13 protein-coding genes are annotated in these 13,109 nt (G+C 63.6%); 7 read left to right on the top strand and 6 right to left on the bottom strand.

The window, feature by feature from the left end:
* Positions 1-14: 14 nt before the first annotated feature.
* The 5 genes from J7302_RS12055 to modC all read left to right on the top strand — a co-directional run bounded on the left by J7302_RS12055 (position 15) and on the right by modC (position 5,994).
* A complete protein-coding gene (locus J7302_RS12055) occupies positions 15-650 on the top strand; it encodes a response regulator transcription factor (RefSeq protein WP_215374427.1) in 636 nt (211 codons plus the stop codon).
* Between the two features lie 563 nt (positions 651-1,213).
* Positions 1,214-2,578: a glutamine synthetase family protein gene (locus J7302_RS12050; RefSeq protein ID WP_215374424.1), complete on the top strand. Its 1,365-nt coding sequence runs from the start codon at positions 1,214-1,216 to the stop codon at positions 2,576-2,578.
* A 92-nt stretch (positions 2,579-2,670) separates the two neighbouring features.
* Complete coding sequence (locus tag J7302_RS12045; RefSeq protein ID WP_215374421.1) at positions 2,671-3,984, top strand: NAD(P)/FAD-dependent oxidoreductase; 1,314 nt, start codon at positions 2,671-2,673, stop codon at positions 3,982-3,984.
* A 234-nt stretch (positions 3,985-4,218) separates the two neighbouring features.
* Complete coding sequence (gene modB / locus J7302_RS12040; RefSeq protein ID WP_215374418.1) at positions 4,219-4,905, top strand: molybdate ABC transporter permease subunit; 687 nt, start codon at positions 4,219-4,221, stop codon at positions 4,903-4,905.
* Positions 4,906-4,908: 3 nt separating this feature from the next.
* Positions 4,909-5,994 (top strand): molybdenum ABC transporter ATP-binding protein, encoded by a 1,086-nt coding sequence (modC, locus tag J7302_RS12035; RefSeq protein WP_215374404.1) that lies wholly within the window; start codon positions 4,909-4,911, stop codon positions 5,992-5,994.
* A 51-nt stretch (positions 5,995-6,045) separates the two neighbouring features.
* Here the strand turns inward: modC and J7302_RS12030 are convergent, their stop codons facing one another.
* The 3 genes from J7302_RS12030 to J7302_RS12020 all read right to left on the bottom strand — a co-directional run bounded on the left by J7302_RS12030 (position 6,046) and on the right by J7302_RS12020 (position 9,529).
* A complete protein-coding gene (locus J7302_RS12030; RefSeq protein ID WP_215374400.1) occupies positions 6,046-7,539 on the bottom strand; it encodes a sensor domain-containing diguanylate cyclase in 1,494 nt (497 codons plus the stop codon).
* 119 nt (positions 7,540-7,658) lie between these two features.
* On the bottom strand, positions 7,659-8,456 hold the full coding sequence (locus tag J7302_RS12025) for a DUF4824 family protein (protein ID WP_215374397.1): 798 nt from the start codon (positions 8,454-8,456) through the stop codon (positions 7,659-7,661).
* Positions 8,453-9,529 (bottom strand): DUF2157 domain-containing protein, encoded by a 1,077-nt coding sequence (locus J7302_RS12020; protein WP_215374393.1) that lies wholly within the window; start codon positions 9,527-9,529, stop codon positions 8,453-8,455. Before J7302_RS12020 ends, J7302_RS12025 begins: the two co-directional genes overlap by 4 nt.
* A 231-nt stretch (positions 9,530-9,760) precedes the next feature.
* On the opposite strand from J7302_RS12020, the gene J7302_RS12015 reads away from it, so the two are divergent.
* Positions 9,761-10,255 carry a hypothetical protein gene (locus J7302_RS12015; protein ID WP_215374388.1) on the top strand — a complete coding sequence of 165 codons (495 nt, stop codon included), beginning with the start codon at positions 9,761-9,763 and terminating at the stop codon, positions 10,253-10,255.
* A gap of 140 nt (positions 10,256-10,395) precedes the next feature.
* Positions 10,396-10,575, top strand: a complete 180-nt coding sequence (locus J7302_RS12010) for a hypothetical protein (protein WP_215374385.1) — start codon at positions 10,396-10,398, stop codon at positions 10,573-10,575.
* 10 nt (positions 10,576-10,585) lie between these two features.
* Here J7302_RS12010 and J7302_RS12005 read toward each other — a convergent pair whose 3' ends face one another.
* The 3 genes from J7302_RS12005 to J7302_RS11995 form a co-directional block, all read right to left on the bottom strand.
* On the bottom strand, positions 10,586-10,924 hold the full coding sequence (locus J7302_RS12005) for a tryptophan synthase subunit beta (RefSeq protein WP_215374382.1): 339 nt from the start codon (positions 10,922-10,924) through the stop codon (positions 10,586-10,588).
* 143 nt (positions 10,925-11,067) lie between these two features.
* Positions 11,068-11,952 carry a 3-hydroxyisobutyrate dehydrogenase gene (gene mmsB, locus J7302_RS12000; protein ID WP_215374379.1) on the bottom strand — a complete coding sequence of 295 codons (885 nt, stop codon included), beginning with the start codon at positions 11,950-11,952 and terminating at the stop codon, positions 11,068-11,070.
* A 52-nt stretch (positions 11,953-12,004) separates the two neighbouring features.
* Positions 12,005-13,108, bottom strand: coding sequence for an enoyl-CoA hydratase/isomerase family protein (locus J7302_RS11995; protein WP_215374376.1), 1,104 nt, complete (start codon positions 13,106-13,108; stop codon positions 12,005-12,007).
* Between the last annotated feature and the right edge of the window lies 1 nt (position 13,109).

Here is a 13,109-nt window from a genome sequence, read left to right as displayed (position 1 = left end):
ATAGGAGAGGAACGATGTCGATCGGGGCGGAGCAGGTGGTCTACGTGGTGGATGACGACCAGGGCATGCTCGACTCCACTGTGTGGTTGCTGGAGTCCGTGGGCCTCAAGGCATTGCCCTTCACTAGCGGCCGTGCCTTCCTCGACGCCTGCGACGACAGCCTCAACGCCTGCGTGCTGCTGGATGTACGCATGCCGGGCATGGGCGGCCTCAACGTGCAGGAGGAGATGCGTAACCGCGGTCTCGACCTGCCGGTGATCTTCGTCAGCGGTCACGCCGATGTGCCCATCGTGGTGCGCGCCTTCAAGGCCGGCGCGCACGACTTCATCGAGAAGCCCTACAACGAGCAACTGCTTCTCGACAGTGTGCAGCAGGCCCTGAGCAGCATGGACGAGCGTCGCTCCGGCACGAACGGCCACAGCCAGTTGCAAGAGCGCCTGGCCAGCCTCACCCCGCGCGAGCGCGACGTGCTGGTGCCGCTGGTGCAGGGCTACACCAACCGCGAAATTGCCGAGCAGCTGGACATCAGCGTGAAGACCGTCGATCTCTACCGCGCCCGTGTGATGAAACGCATGCAGGCAGAGCGGCTGCCCGACCTCGTGGCCATGGCGATCGTGGCGGGGTTGGTGGATCCGTTGAAGTTGCGGTGAGATCGTGTTGGCTGGTGTGGGAGCGATTTCAGTCGTGAATGAATTCATTGCCACAGGGGCAGTCGACGGGTTGCCTGCAGGAGTGAGCTTGCTCGGAAGTCGCCATGCCATTCTCCAGCAAGCTGGCTGCTACAGAATGTTTAGCCAGCGCTGAACCAAAGATAATCAATCCTGCATTTTATTGACCCATGACGCCGTGCGAGTCTCCTCGCATTCCAATAACACGACGCTTGCTCATGGGTTGTCCCACTCCACATACCTCGCCGCTCGCCGCCTTGTCCCTCGGGCAGGTCCGTGCCGCTCGGCGTGCGCCTGGAGTCGCGCCCAAGGTCCTCTTCTCCCGCAAGTGGGCCGTTGACCTGTTGATATCCCTGCCGCTCGAACTTGCCTTCTGGGCGCTATGGCATTGCCGCCACGCCCGCCCGCCGGATAGCTCTCCCGTCTGACCCAGCTCTGCCGCCCATATCGCGGCGGTCGCTCCACACTTCAGATCATGACGTTTCGTCCCTGCCAGTTGGGCGGGGGTCGTTTGCGTGCCCTTGGGCACTAAATAAGAGAGCCATATGAATTTTGCCAGCGTGCAGGACGCCCGGGATTTCCTCGAGCAGAACCCGGATATCGACGCCTTCGAACTCTTCATCCTTGACGCCAACGGCGTGCCGCGCGGCAAGCTGCTGCACCGCGACGAACTCCTGGCCGTCTATGAAACCGGTCGTCCACTGCCCAGCACCATCCTCGGCCTGACCATGCACGGCGAAGACGTGGAGAACTCTGGGCTGGTCTGGGAGGTGGGCGACATCGATTGCCGCGCCTACCCGCTGGAGGGCAGCCTGGTGCGCTTGCCTTGGCGCAAGATGGCCACCGCAGCGGTGCAGGTCAGCATGCACCCGCAGGAAGGCATGCCGGCCGCCATCGCCGATCCGCGCCATGTGCTGATCGACGTGATCGATCGCCTCAAGGCCGACGGCTATTACCCGGTCATGGCCTGCGAGCTGGAGTTCTACCTGCTGGACCAGAAGCGCGACGCCCAGGGCCGCCCGCAACCGGCGCTGGACACCGACGGCAACCGCCCGCGCGGCACCCAGGTGTATGGCCTGCGCGAACTGGAGCAGATCGAACCCTTCCTCGCCGACCTCTATGCCGCCTGCAAGGCCCAGGGCATTCCGGCGCGTACGGCGATTTCCGAATATGCGCCGGGCCAGGTGGAAATCACCCTGGAACATGGTGATGCGCTGGAAGCCATGGACCAGGCCGTGCGTTACAAGCGCGTGGTCAAGGGCGTGGCCAACGCCCACGGCATGCAGGCCTGCTTCATGGCCAAGCCGTTCGCCGAAATTGCCGGCACCGGCATGCACATGCACGTGAGTCTGGCTGACGCCGGAGGTCGCAACCAGTTCGCCAGCGAAGACCCGGCCGGCACTCCGCTGCTGCGCCAGGCTGTGGGCGGCATGCTTACCAGCCTGCTCGACTCGCTGCTGCTGTTCTGCCCCAACGCCAACTCTTACCGCCGCTTCCAGGCCAACAGCTATGCGCCACTGGCGCCGACCTGGGGTGTGGATAACCGCACCGTCAGCCTGCGCGTGCCGGGCGGCCCGGCCAACAGCCGGCATATCGAACACCGCATCTGCGGCGCCGATGCCAACCCTTACCTGGCCGCTGCTGCCATCCTCGCCGGCATCCATCGTGGCATCCGCGAGAACATCGATCCGGGCGCACCGGTGGAAGGCAATGGTTACGCCCAGGCCAAGGAGCTGCTGCCCACCGACTGGCTGACCTCCATCCGCGCGCTGGAGCAGTCCAGCTGGGCGCGCGATGCCTTCGGCAACGCCTTCCTCGGCGTCTACCTGGCGGTCAAGCGTGCCGAGTACCGCCAGTTCATGGCCGAGGTCGGCGAGCAGGACTGGAGCTGGTACCTGACCCAGGCCTGAGCCCACTGATCATCTGTTTGCCCGTAATTCTGGGGGGCGAATGAATTCGCACCCACAGTGTTGAAGGCCCGATGGGCCAAAAGGATTCACCCATGACCGCAGCAATCAAGCACATACTCCCGGCAGCCGAGCGCAGCCCCTCCTACTACTCGGCGACCCTCAACGAGGAAACCGCCTACCCGACCCTGCAAGGCGAGGTGAATGTCGACGTCGCCATTATCGGCGGCGGCTTCACTGGCGTTGCCACGGCAGTGGAAATGGCCGAGCGCGGCTACAAGGTGGCGTTGGTTGAAACCCACAAGATCGGCTGGGGTGCCACCGGCCGCAACGGCGGCCAGGTGACCGGCAGCCTGTCGGGCGACGAGGCCATGCGCAAGCAGATGAGCCGCCGCATCGGCGCCGAGGTGGATGATTTCATCTGGCACCTGCGTTGGCGCGGTCACGAGATCATCAAGAGCCGTGTGGCCAAGTACGGCATCCAGTGCGATTTGAAGCACGGCCACCTGCACGCGGCGATGAAGCCGGCGCACATGGACGAGCTGAAGGCATCCTTTGAGGAAGCCGTGCGTCGTGGCATGGGCGACGATGTGACGCTGCTCGATGCCGCCGGCATGCGCCAGCATCTGGACTCCGATCTCTACTGCGGGGCCATCAAGAACACCCGCAACATGCACCTGCACCCGCTCAACCTATGCATTGGTGAAGCCAAGGCAGCGGCCAGCCTGGGGGCGCAGATCTTCGAACACTCCGAGGTGCTGGACATCATCCACGGCGACCGCCCCGCTGTGGTTACTGCCAAAGGCCGGATCAACGCGCAGCAGATCCTGCTGGCCGGCGATGTCTACCACAAACTGGAGCGACGCAAGCTCAAGGGCATGATCTTCCCGGCCATGGGCGGCATCGTCACCACCAAGCCGCTGGGCGACCTGGCGCGCGAGCTGAACCCGCAGGACATGGCCGTGTACGACTGCCGCTTCGTGCTCGATTACTACCGCATGACCGCCGACGGACGCTTGCTGTTTGGCGGTGGCGCCAACTACTCCGGGCGCGATTCTCGGGACATCGAGGCCGAGCTGCGCCCCTGTATCGAACGCACGTTCCCGAAGCTCAAGGGTGTGGAGATCGACTTCAAGTGGAGCTGTGCCATGGGCATCGTGATCAACCGCATCCCGCAGTTGGGCAAGGTGTCGAAGAACGTCTGGTACTGCCAGGGCTACTCCGGCCACGGCGTGGCGACTACTCACATCATGGGCGAGATCATGGCCAACGCCATGAGCGGCAGCCTGGAGCGTTTCGATACCTTCGCCGGTTGTTCACACATCCGCGTGCCGCTGAGCGAGCGTCTGGGCAACAGCATGCTGGCGGTGGGCATGTGGTACTACCAGATGCTGGAAAAGCTGCGCTGATTGCAGTCTTGCCGTTCCGTAGGAGCGAGCTTGCTCGCGAAGCTGTCCGGAGGTGTTCGCCAGCAAGCTGGCTCCTACGACGGTGAAGATTTTCTCGCATTGGCCTTTTCTCCCCTCTCCCTCCGGGAGAGGGGCCGGAGGTGAGGGAGGTATCCGCCCGAATCGGCGCTCCCCACCGGCCCGACTTCGCTATATAGTTCGCAACATAGCGAAACTCGGTTACTGGGCCATCCCATGACTTTCCCTCTCGACCGCTCCGACCTGGCGGCCATCTGGCTGACCCTGGAACTGGCGACCCTGACCACGCTGCTGCTGTTGGTGATCGGTACACCCATCGCCTGGTGGCTGGCGCGAACATCGTCGCGGCTCAAGGGCGTGGCGGCGGCGGTGGTGGCGCTGCCGCTGGTGCTGCCGCCTACGGTGATCGGCTTTTACCTGCTGGTGAGCATGGGCCCCCATGGCTTCATCGGGCAGTTCACCCAGAGCCTGGGCCTGGGCACTTTGCCCTTCACCTTCGCCGGCCTGGTGGTGGGCTCGGTGATCTACTCGATGCCCTTCGTGGTGCAGCCGTTGCAGAACGCATTCAGCACCATTGGCGCGCGCCCGCTGGAGGTGGCCGCGACACTGCGGGCGGGGCCTTGGGATACCTTCTTCAGCGTGGTGCTGCCGCTGGCCCGACCGGGCTTCGTCACGGCCTCGATCCTTGGCTTCGCGCATACGGTGGGCGAGTTCGGCGTGGTGCTGATGATCGGCGGCAATATCCCCGAGAAGACTCGTGTGGTCTCGGTACAGATCTTCGACCATGTCGAGGCCATGGAGTACGCCCAGGCCCATTGGCTGGCGGGTGGCATGCTGCTGTTCTCCTTTCTCATCCTGCTGGCGCTCAATACCAGCCGGCGCCTGAAACCTGGCTGGACCTGAGCCATGCAGCAGATTCGCGCGCGTTTTCGCCTCAAGCACCCTGGCTTCGAACTGGCGGTGGACCTCAGCCTGCCGGGGCGCGGCATCACGGCGCTGTTCGGCCACTCCGGCTCAGGCAAGACCAGCCTGCTGCGCTGCATTGCCGGGCTGGAGCGGGCGGCTGACGGGTACCTGGAGGTCAACGGCGAACGCTGGCAGGACAGCGCCAGTGGCGTCTTCCTGCCGACTCACAAGCGACCTCTGGGCTACGTGTTCCAAGAGGCCAGCCTGTTCGAGCATCTTTCGGTACGGCTCAACCTGGCATTCGGGGAAAAGCGAATCCCGGCGCGGGAGCGACGGGTGCGCCTGGAGCAGGCGGTAGAGTTGCTCGGTATCGAGCATCTGCTGGAGCGCATGCCGGAGCGCCTGTCCGGTGGTGAGCGCCAGCGCGTGGGGATCGCCCGCGCGCTGCTGACCAGCCCGCGCCTGCTGTTGATGGACGAGCCGCTGGCGGCGCTGGACTTCAAGCGCAAGGCGGAGATTCTGCCGTACCTCGAGCGCCTGCACGATGAGCTGGATATCCCGTTGCTCTACGTCAGTCACTCGCCGGACGAGGTGGCGCGGCTGGCCGATCACCTGGTGTTGCTGGAGGGCGGCCAGGTACTGGCCAGCGGTCCCCTGGAGCAGACATTGCCACGGTTGGATCTGCCAACTGCCCAGGACGACGATGCCGGCGTGGTGATCGAGGGCCGCGTGCAATCCTTCGACGCGCACTACCAACTGCTCAGCCTGGCGCTGCCTGGCGGTGCCCTGAGCGTGCGCGTAGCCCATTCGCCGGTGGCGGAAGGTCACCCGCTGCGCTTTCGCGTATTGGCGCGGGACGTCAGCCTGAGCCTGGAGAAGCAGCACGACAGCAGTATCCTCAACCTGTTGCCGGCACGAGTCGTCGCCGAGGCCCCGGCGGCCAATCCGGCCCATGTGCTGGTGCGCCTGGAAGCCGATGGCACGCCTCTGCTGGCGCGGATCACCCGCTACTCACGCGACCAGTTGGGGCTGTACCCCGGCCAGGCGCTCTGGGCGCAGATCAAGTCGGTGGCGTTGCTGGCCTGATCGCCGCACTTTGGGCTTCGCTGCGCTCTGACCTGCGCGGCCCGCAGCAACCTACAGCGCGTCGAGATTGCCCGTGGGCTCCACGCAGACACAGTCGCGCCCCGACTGCTTTGCCCGATACAGGCCCTTGTCGGCGCGGCTGAGGAGGCTGTCCAGGGAATCGTCCGGATGCATTTCCGCCAGGCCGATGCTGGTGGTGACCGACAGGTTCACGCCTTTGTACGGGTAGCGCTTGCTGGCGATCTCCTTGCGGATCTTTTCCGCGAGTTGGCGCGCGTTCGCGTTGCCGGTGTCCTTGAGCAGGATGATGAATTCCTCTCCGCCCCAACGACAGATGATGTCGGATTGCCGCAGGCTGTCGCGCAGATTCTGGGAGAAGCCCTGAAGCACCAGATCGCCGGCCTGGTGACCGTAGGTGTCATTGAGCATTTTGAAGTGATCGAGATCCAGCAGCAGGGCCACCAGCGGCTTGCGGTCGCGCCGCGCTTCCTGCAGGGCCTGTCCGGCAAGGAGCTGGAAACCACGGCGGTTGGGCAGGCCGGTTAAGCTGTCGGCATTGGCTAGATCGGTGATTCGTGTCTGGTAGCGGCGGATCTGTCGGTTCACCAGGATCAGCACCACCACGGTGACGATCAGGCAGATCAGCAGGTTCAGGTAGAGCGTCTTGCGTACGCTTTCCAGCAGCCCGCCTTCGTGTTTGTCGACGAAGAGGTACCAGTCCAGCTCGGGGATGTAGCGCACGTTGAGGAAGTGATTGCGGCCCTGCTCGTGGTATTCGAACTTGCCGCTCTGCGGGCGCTTCAGTTTCGCCTGCAGTTCCTTCAGGCCGGGGATCTCGCTGAGCGACTGGCCGACCTTGGCGCCCATCGGGCCGCTCTGTGCGCCGGTCAGGACTATGCGCCCCGTGGTGTCGACGAAGTAGATGCTGCGGTCGTAGCGACGCTGGTAGTCGTCGATCAGCTTGATCACCGCGTCCACCGCCAGGCCGACACCCGTGGCCCCCAGGAAGCGGTTCTCGTAGTCGAACACCTTGTAGTTGATGAAGATGGTCAGGCGGTCCTGGTTGGCCAGGTCGACATCGACATTGATCTCGTAGGGTTCCTTCATGTCGCGCACGCGGAAGTACCAGACGTCGCGTGGCTCCTGCCGGCTCACCTGCTTGAGCACACCTTTGCTCTGGTAGTAGGTGAGCGTACGGTCGGAGACGAAGAAGCTGGTGAAGGCGCCGTAGTGGTCCTGCACTTCATGCAGGTAGCGGGTCATCTGCTCGACGTCCTTTTCGCCCTTCATGACCCAGTCGCGGACGAAGGTGTCGCGGCTCATCATCGAGGAGATCAGGATCGGGCGTACCAGATCCTTCTGAATTTCCGAGTAGACGTTGTCGGAGGTCAGCGGTAGCTCGGTATTGACGATGCTGTTGCGGATGGATTTCAACGAGGCCTGGTAGCTGACCAGCGAGGTTGCCAGGAAGCCGCTGCCAAGCAGAAGCACCAGCATGAGGACCAGCAACTGCTGGCCGTTCTTGGAATGTTCTTTCAGCAGCATCAGGGACGGCGACCTCAATTTTAATGGCGCAATGCTAGCGTGCGGTGGAAATGGCGTCACTGCTGGCTTGCAGTAAATTCATACAGCTATTCAATCAATTGCCAGGCGCGTCCCTGGCCTTACCGCTCAAGGTCAGGGGCGGCGCTGACCCAGGGCTCCAGGCTCTGGCCAAAGCTGACCTGTACTAAGAATTGGGCTTTTTCCGAGGCCAGGCGCTCGCCCAGGGGGTGGCGCCAGGCGTACGGCACATTGATCGTGCTGATGCGCAGTTGGCTGAGCTGGCCTTGCAGCTGCCCTTCATGGAGCCAGGCCTGAACCGTGCCGGGTACGATGGCGTAACGCTCGCGATCGGGATAGCGCTGGCGCAATGCCTGGCGGTCCAGCCCGACGTCCACGGCGAAGAGTCTGCTCTGCTGCGTTTTTTCACGTTCCAGGGCTTGTTGCGCGGCGCGGTCGGCATCCTGCAGGTGCTTGTCGCCGGGCTCTGCCGCGAGGGCCCGGCGGGCGCGTTCGCGGCGTTGCGATTCACGTTCCAGTTCTGCCAGATAGGCGGGGCCATCGAGTTCCAGTACCACCAACGCTTCACGACGACGATTGTTGCGCTGAGGGCGGGGTTTGCCCTTATCGGGAGCGCGAAAGCCCAGAGCAAGCAACTGCGCTTCGTCGAGCGGCTGGCGCAGGTAACGATCGTCGCCGTCCGCCTTGCTTGGGCGGCGCCAATCCAGCCGAAGCGTCAGGCCTCTGTTCTCCTTCCGCGACCATTCGTGGTCACGCTGCAATTCGCGCCCGGAGAGCAGCAGGCGACTTTCCGGCTCCCCGGTTCGGTTCTGCCAGACGCCGGCCAGGGCGACGGCATTGGCCAGGAGGATGATGGCAAGGCCCGCGAGCAGACCGTGACGGGGTTTGAGAATGCTCATGCTGCGGTCCCTCCCTTGCGTCCCTGGACGCGGCGCAGGCGGCCGAGTACCAGCAGGATCAGGACCGCGACCAGTCCAAGCACGAGGAAGAACAGGTATTTGGGCATGACCTCCCACCACCAGTCGAACAGCTTGATGTAGAGGAAGATCACAAAGAACAGCAGGCCGGTGTGTACCACCTCTGGCCAATCGCGGCGATTGCCAAACCAGATGGTCAGGGCTGCGCCGGTGAACCCGAGGAGCTGGTAGAAGCCTTCCACCAGATCGTCATCGAACGGCAGGTAGCTGCCATTGCTCCAGTTGGCCAGGGCCAGTACGGGAATGAACAGCCCGAGCAGCCCGATGACCCGGTAGGTACTGGCAAAGCCCTGGTAGCGTGCCTGGGAGATGAACAGTGGCACGAGGAAGATCAGCAGTGCGGCAGGCAACAGGTGTTCCGGCCGCTCGACGACGTCGAGCCAGTAAAAGCCGGTCCAGCTCGCCAGGCGGGTGGCGATCAGCGCCAGGATGCAGACCAGGCCGGCGCCCAGCAGCAGCCGGGATTCGCAGGCATAGGCCAGGAGAAGCGCATAGGCAGCCCAAGGTAGCAGGGCGCGGTCGCTCGGCGTGATGTTGAAAATCTGGCCGAGCATGCTGATGTTCAGCACGAAGCAAGCAAAGGCGAGGGTGGCGGCCAGTCGGCAGAAGTAGCCCGATGGGTCGCGCTGGCGGACCAGAAAGGTCAGCAGGAGGGTGCCGATAGACGACCCGGCGAGAATGCAGACCTGGGCCGTTTCGGTGAACAGTCCCCAGAACTGGTAGAAGAAGAACAGCAGGCTCGCGGCCAGGGCCAGGGCGCCGAGCAAGGAAGCGATGCGCATGCTCAGGGACAGCCGACGGGCCTGGGCGTCCTGGTCGATATCGTAGGCGGCGCGAAAGTCGGCTAGCAGCCGCTGGTGGTGGCCGCCCAGCCGATCGAGTTGCTCGGGGGGCAGCAGCAGTGCCTGCTCCTCGTGCAAACGCTCCACCTCGCGGTAGAACGCCTGGATATCGTCAGCGCGTTGTTGCGCCTGGTCGCGGGTGAGCGGCGGCATTGCGGATCCTTGTGCGATGGGGCCGTACTGAACTCTAGCGGCTGCGGCGACCTGCGCCAAACCGCGGTGGGTCATCGGCTGTTCTGTGGTGGGAACTTTGCAACAACTGGTAATGGATTATTCCCATAGGCAACGGCGCAATGATCGGCTGGAAATGCTGTCAAACCGAGTGGGAGAAATCCTAGGTGCTGACATCGGTCTGCACCATCCTTGCGGTCGAAGGAGGCCGCCATGTCTTATCGAGCATTCTTACTCGCCGTGCTGAGTCTGACCCTGAGCGGTTGTGCGGTTTACGACTATGACTATGACGATTACCGTGGCCGTTATTACGATGGTGGCGATTACCGGGTCTATCACCATTACGACGCCCCACGCTCGGACTATTACATCGCGGATGAACGCCGCTATGGCACCCATCGCTATTACGACAAGCGCAGCAAGTACCACAACCAGCCTTACTACAACCCACCCCGCCATAAGCCGCCTTACCAATACCGTCATGACCGGCGCTATGACGACCGTGATCACAATTATCGCTACGACCGCCGCTATCAGCCGCGGTACGACAATTATCAGGAACGCCGCCATGACTACACGCCGCGGCTGAAGAGTTGGGGACAGAACAACCCGGGCCACTACCAGGTCCAGACGGGTTACAAGGCTCGTCCGCATAACAATCCAATGCGCCATGATCGGAGCGACTGGTCGCAGCGCAATCGTTACTAATCCCTCTCCATGATGCTCTGCACCTGCCTGCCCGCTTGCGGGGTAGCAGGTGCAAAGTGCATTGGCCCACCTCAAGTGCAGAGGGCAGCCGGGGCGGGGCGAGGCAGACTGCGAGGCCAGTCCATCCTCGGAGAAATCCTATGCACGTCCTGTCGTTCGCCGAAGGCGCACTGGCAATGTTGGGGCTGGTGGCCGTGCTGTTGGCGTACATCGCCGAGGCCATGCTGTTCGATCGGCGTATCAGGAGCCGGCCATTCCCCTGGCTGGAGCGCATTCAGGTGCTGTTGTTCGGCATTCTTCACTTGCGTGGCACGCGCTGAGCACTGGGCTTCAGATAACCCCGGAATCTTCGTCCTCGATCAGACGGTCGAGGCCTCCGAGGTTTTCCCGTGCCTGGGTGCGGCTGAGCAACTTGGACTGGGCGGCGGCGGGGAGATCCGTGATGCGGATGATGCCCTGCCTCATCAGTACCTCGATCAGGTCGTCGAGCACCCGGATCATATCCAGGTCGCTTTGCTTGAGTTGCAGCAGCCTGTTCTGGACTTCGAGTCGCTTGTACCAAGTCTGGACTTCCGGGGCATCGGGCTGAAGCGTTCCGTTGGAGCCGTCGAATGGGTCTGCCTCCACACGGATCAAACGTCCCTGATCGTCGCGTTGGATATGGAGCATTGTCTGGCTTCTCCCTGTTGACGCGCAGTGTGATGGGACCCGCTTGCCGCTGCTTTCTCATTGAAGCCCAGAAAATGGCTTCTGTCGTAGACGCCCCTTGGGCGCAGCTGACGTCGAGCTTCGGCAGCGGCCAGTTTGCCGGCTCACTCCGTGAACAGCTTCTGCACCACCGAGAAGTCTTTCTTGCCCTTGCCCTGCTTGAGCAGCAGGCGATAGAGCTGCAACGCCAGGGCGCCCATGGGCGTACTGCTCAGGCTGTGCTGTGCGGTTTCCTGGGCCAGGCCGAGGTCCTTGGCCATCAGTTCGGCCATGAATCCGCCATCGTAATCCTTGCTCGCCGGTGCATTGAGCATCACGCCGGGCCAGGGGTTGTAGCGTTCCAGCACCCAGTTGCCACCCGAGCTCTGGCGCATGATTTCTGCCAGCGTCGTCGGGTCCAGGCCGTTGGCGACCCCCAGGGCCATCGACTCGGCGGTGCCGATCATCTGCACGGCGAGCAACTGGTTGTTGCACACCTTGGCGACCTGGCCAGCACCATCGGGGCCGGCGTGGAAGATGTTCTTGCCCATGGCAGCAAAGAGCGGGCGGGCCTTCTCCAGTGCCGCCGCGTCGCCACCGACCATGAAAGTCAGGGTTCCAGCGGCGGCGCCGGCGGTGCCACCGGAAACCGGCGCGTCCAGCATTTCGATGCCCCGAGCCTTGGCGGCCGCGTGAACCTTGCGGGCGGAGTCCGGCGCAATGGTCGAGCATTCCAGCACGAGGCTGCCGGTTGTGATGCTTTCCAGCAGGCCGCCTTCACCCAGCAGCAACCCTTCGACATGCTTGCTGGCCGGCAGCATGGTGATCACCACCTGCATGCCCGCAACCGCATCGCGAGCATCCCGGGCGGCCTTGGCACCTTCTGCGGCCAACTCGTCGATGGCCTCCTGTACCAGGTCGTAGACCTTGAGTTCATGGCCGGCCTTGAGCAGGTTGCGGGCCATGGGCAAGCCCATGTGTCCAAGGCCGATAAAGGCGATCTTGCTCATCGTGCGTCTCCTTTGCGTTGAAGCAGGCCGGTGGCCTGCTCCGTCTCTTGGATCAAAGGTCCTGCAGCGGGTGGGGCCCTTCCCAGACTGGCTCGAAGTGCGCCTCGATCACAGCTTGTGGAATGGCCGCGACGTCCGGCCAGTGCCAGCGCGGGGCATTGTCCTTGTCGATCAGCCGGGCGCGCACGCCTTCGGGAAACTCCGGGTGGCGGCAGCAGTTCAGGCTCATCGCATATTCCATGCGGAACACATCGGCCAGGGACAGGTGTTTGGCTCGGCGGATCTGCTCCCAGACCAGATGCGCAGTGAGTGGGCAGCCGGCGGCGAGGGTCTTGGCGGCGCGGGCCAGTGGCACGTCGCTGTCGTGTTGCAGCGCTGTCATGGCCTTCCAGGCCGAAGGCAGATCGGCGACGTCCAGCAACTCGTCGATACGCTTGCGCCGGGGCAGCCATTGGGCCTCGGGTAGCTGGCCACGGGCCTCATGCTCCAGCGCCTTGAGCAGGCTGTTGAGCTGGGCCTGCGGTTTGTCGCGCCAGTTGAGCTGTACCAGGCCGGCGAGCAAGGCGTCCTGCTGGTCATCGAGCAGGAAGCGGTCGGCGAGGTCGAGGTCCAGCGCGTCATGTGCGTTGATGGTGCTCGCACCGAGGCCGAGGAACAGGCCCAGCTTGCCGGGCAGGCGAGCCAGGAACCAGCTGCCGCCGACGTCAGGGTAGAGGCCAATGTTGATCTCCGGCATACCCAGGCGGCTGGACGGCGTGACGATGCGAATCGAGGCACCCTGCATCAGCCCCATGCCACCGCCCAGCACATGGCCGTGGGCCCAGCAGATCAGTGGCTTGGGGTAGGTGTGGATGCGATGGTCGAGGCGGTACTCGTCGGCGAAGAAGCGACCCGCCAGCGGCGGCACTTCGCCCGGGTGTTCGCGACAGGCGTCCACCAGTTGGCGCACGTCCCCACCGGCACAGAAGGCCTTGGGCCCGTTGCCGCGCAGCAGGACGCAGACGATTTCAGGGTCGTCCGCCCAGGCGCGCAGCTTGGCATCCAGCGCCTCGATCATCGGCATGGACAGGGCGTTGAGGCTGCTTTCGGCATCCAGGCTGGCGATGCCGATACGGGCGCCATGCAGGCCAATTCGTTCTTCAAAACTCACATTCATG

Source organism: Metapseudomonas boanensis (assembly GCF_018704125.1).
Taxonomy (GTDB): domain Bacteria; phylum Pseudomonadota; class Gammaproteobacteria; order Pseudomonadales; family Pseudomonadaceae; genus Metapseudomonas; species Metapseudomonas boanensis.
The sequence above is the reverse complement of the archived record's forward strand: the minus strand, read 5'-3'. Positions and strand labels throughout refer to the sequence as shown.

Bases quoted from the DNA above. Each gene is read 5' to 3' on its own strand.
- modC (WP_215374404.1), top strand. From the start codon at position 4,909: ATGCAGCAGATTCGCGCGCGTTTTCGCCTCAAGCACCCTGGCTTCGAA.
- J7302_RS12055 (WP_215374427.1), top strand. From the start codon at position 15: ATGTCGATCGGGGCGGAGCAGGTGGTCTACGTGGTGGATGACGACCAG.
- modB (WP_215374418.1), top strand. From the start codon at position 4,219: ATGACTTTCCCTCTCGACCGCTCCGACCTGGCGGCCATCTGGCTGACC.
- J7302_RS12030 (WP_215374400.1), bottom strand. From the start codon at position 7,539: ATGCTGCTGAAAGAACATTCCAAGAACGGCCAGCAGTTGCTGGTCCTC.
- J7302_RS12010 (WP_215374385.1), top strand. From the start codon at position 10,396: ATGCACGTCCTGTCGTTCGCCGAAGGCGCACTGGCAATGTTGGGGCTG.
- J7302_RS12050 (WP_215374424.1), top strand. From the start codon at position 1,214: ATGAATTTTGCCAGCGTGCAGGACGCCCGGGATTTCCTCGAGCAGAAC.
- J7302_RS12025 (WP_215374397.1), bottom strand. From the start codon at position 8,456: ATGAGCATTCTCAAACCCCGTCACGGTCTGCTCGCGGGCCTTGCCATC.
- J7302_RS11995 (WP_215374376.1), bottom strand. From the start codon at position 13,108: ATGAATGTGAGTTTTGAAGAACGAATTGGCCTGCATGGCGCCCGTATC.
- J7302_RS12015 (WP_215374388.1), top strand. From the start codon at position 9,761: ATGTCTTATCGAGCATTCTTACTCGCCGTGCTGAGTCTGACCCTGAGC.
- J7302_RS12005 (WP_215374382.1), bottom strand. From the start codon at position 10,924: ATGCTCCATATCCAACGCGACGATCAGGGACGTTTGATCCGTGTGGAG.
- J7302_RS12020 (WP_215374393.1), bottom strand. From the start codon at position 9,529: ATGCCGCCGCTCACCCGCGACCAGGCGCAACAACGCGCTGACGATATC.
- J7302_RS12045 (WP_215374421.1), top strand. From the start codon at position 2,671: ATGACCGCAGCAATCAAGCACATACTCCCGGCAGCCGAGCGCAGCCCC.
- mmsB (WP_215374379.1), bottom strand. From the start codon at position 11,952: ATGAGCAAGATCGCCTTTATCGGCCTTGGACACATGGGCTTGCCCATG.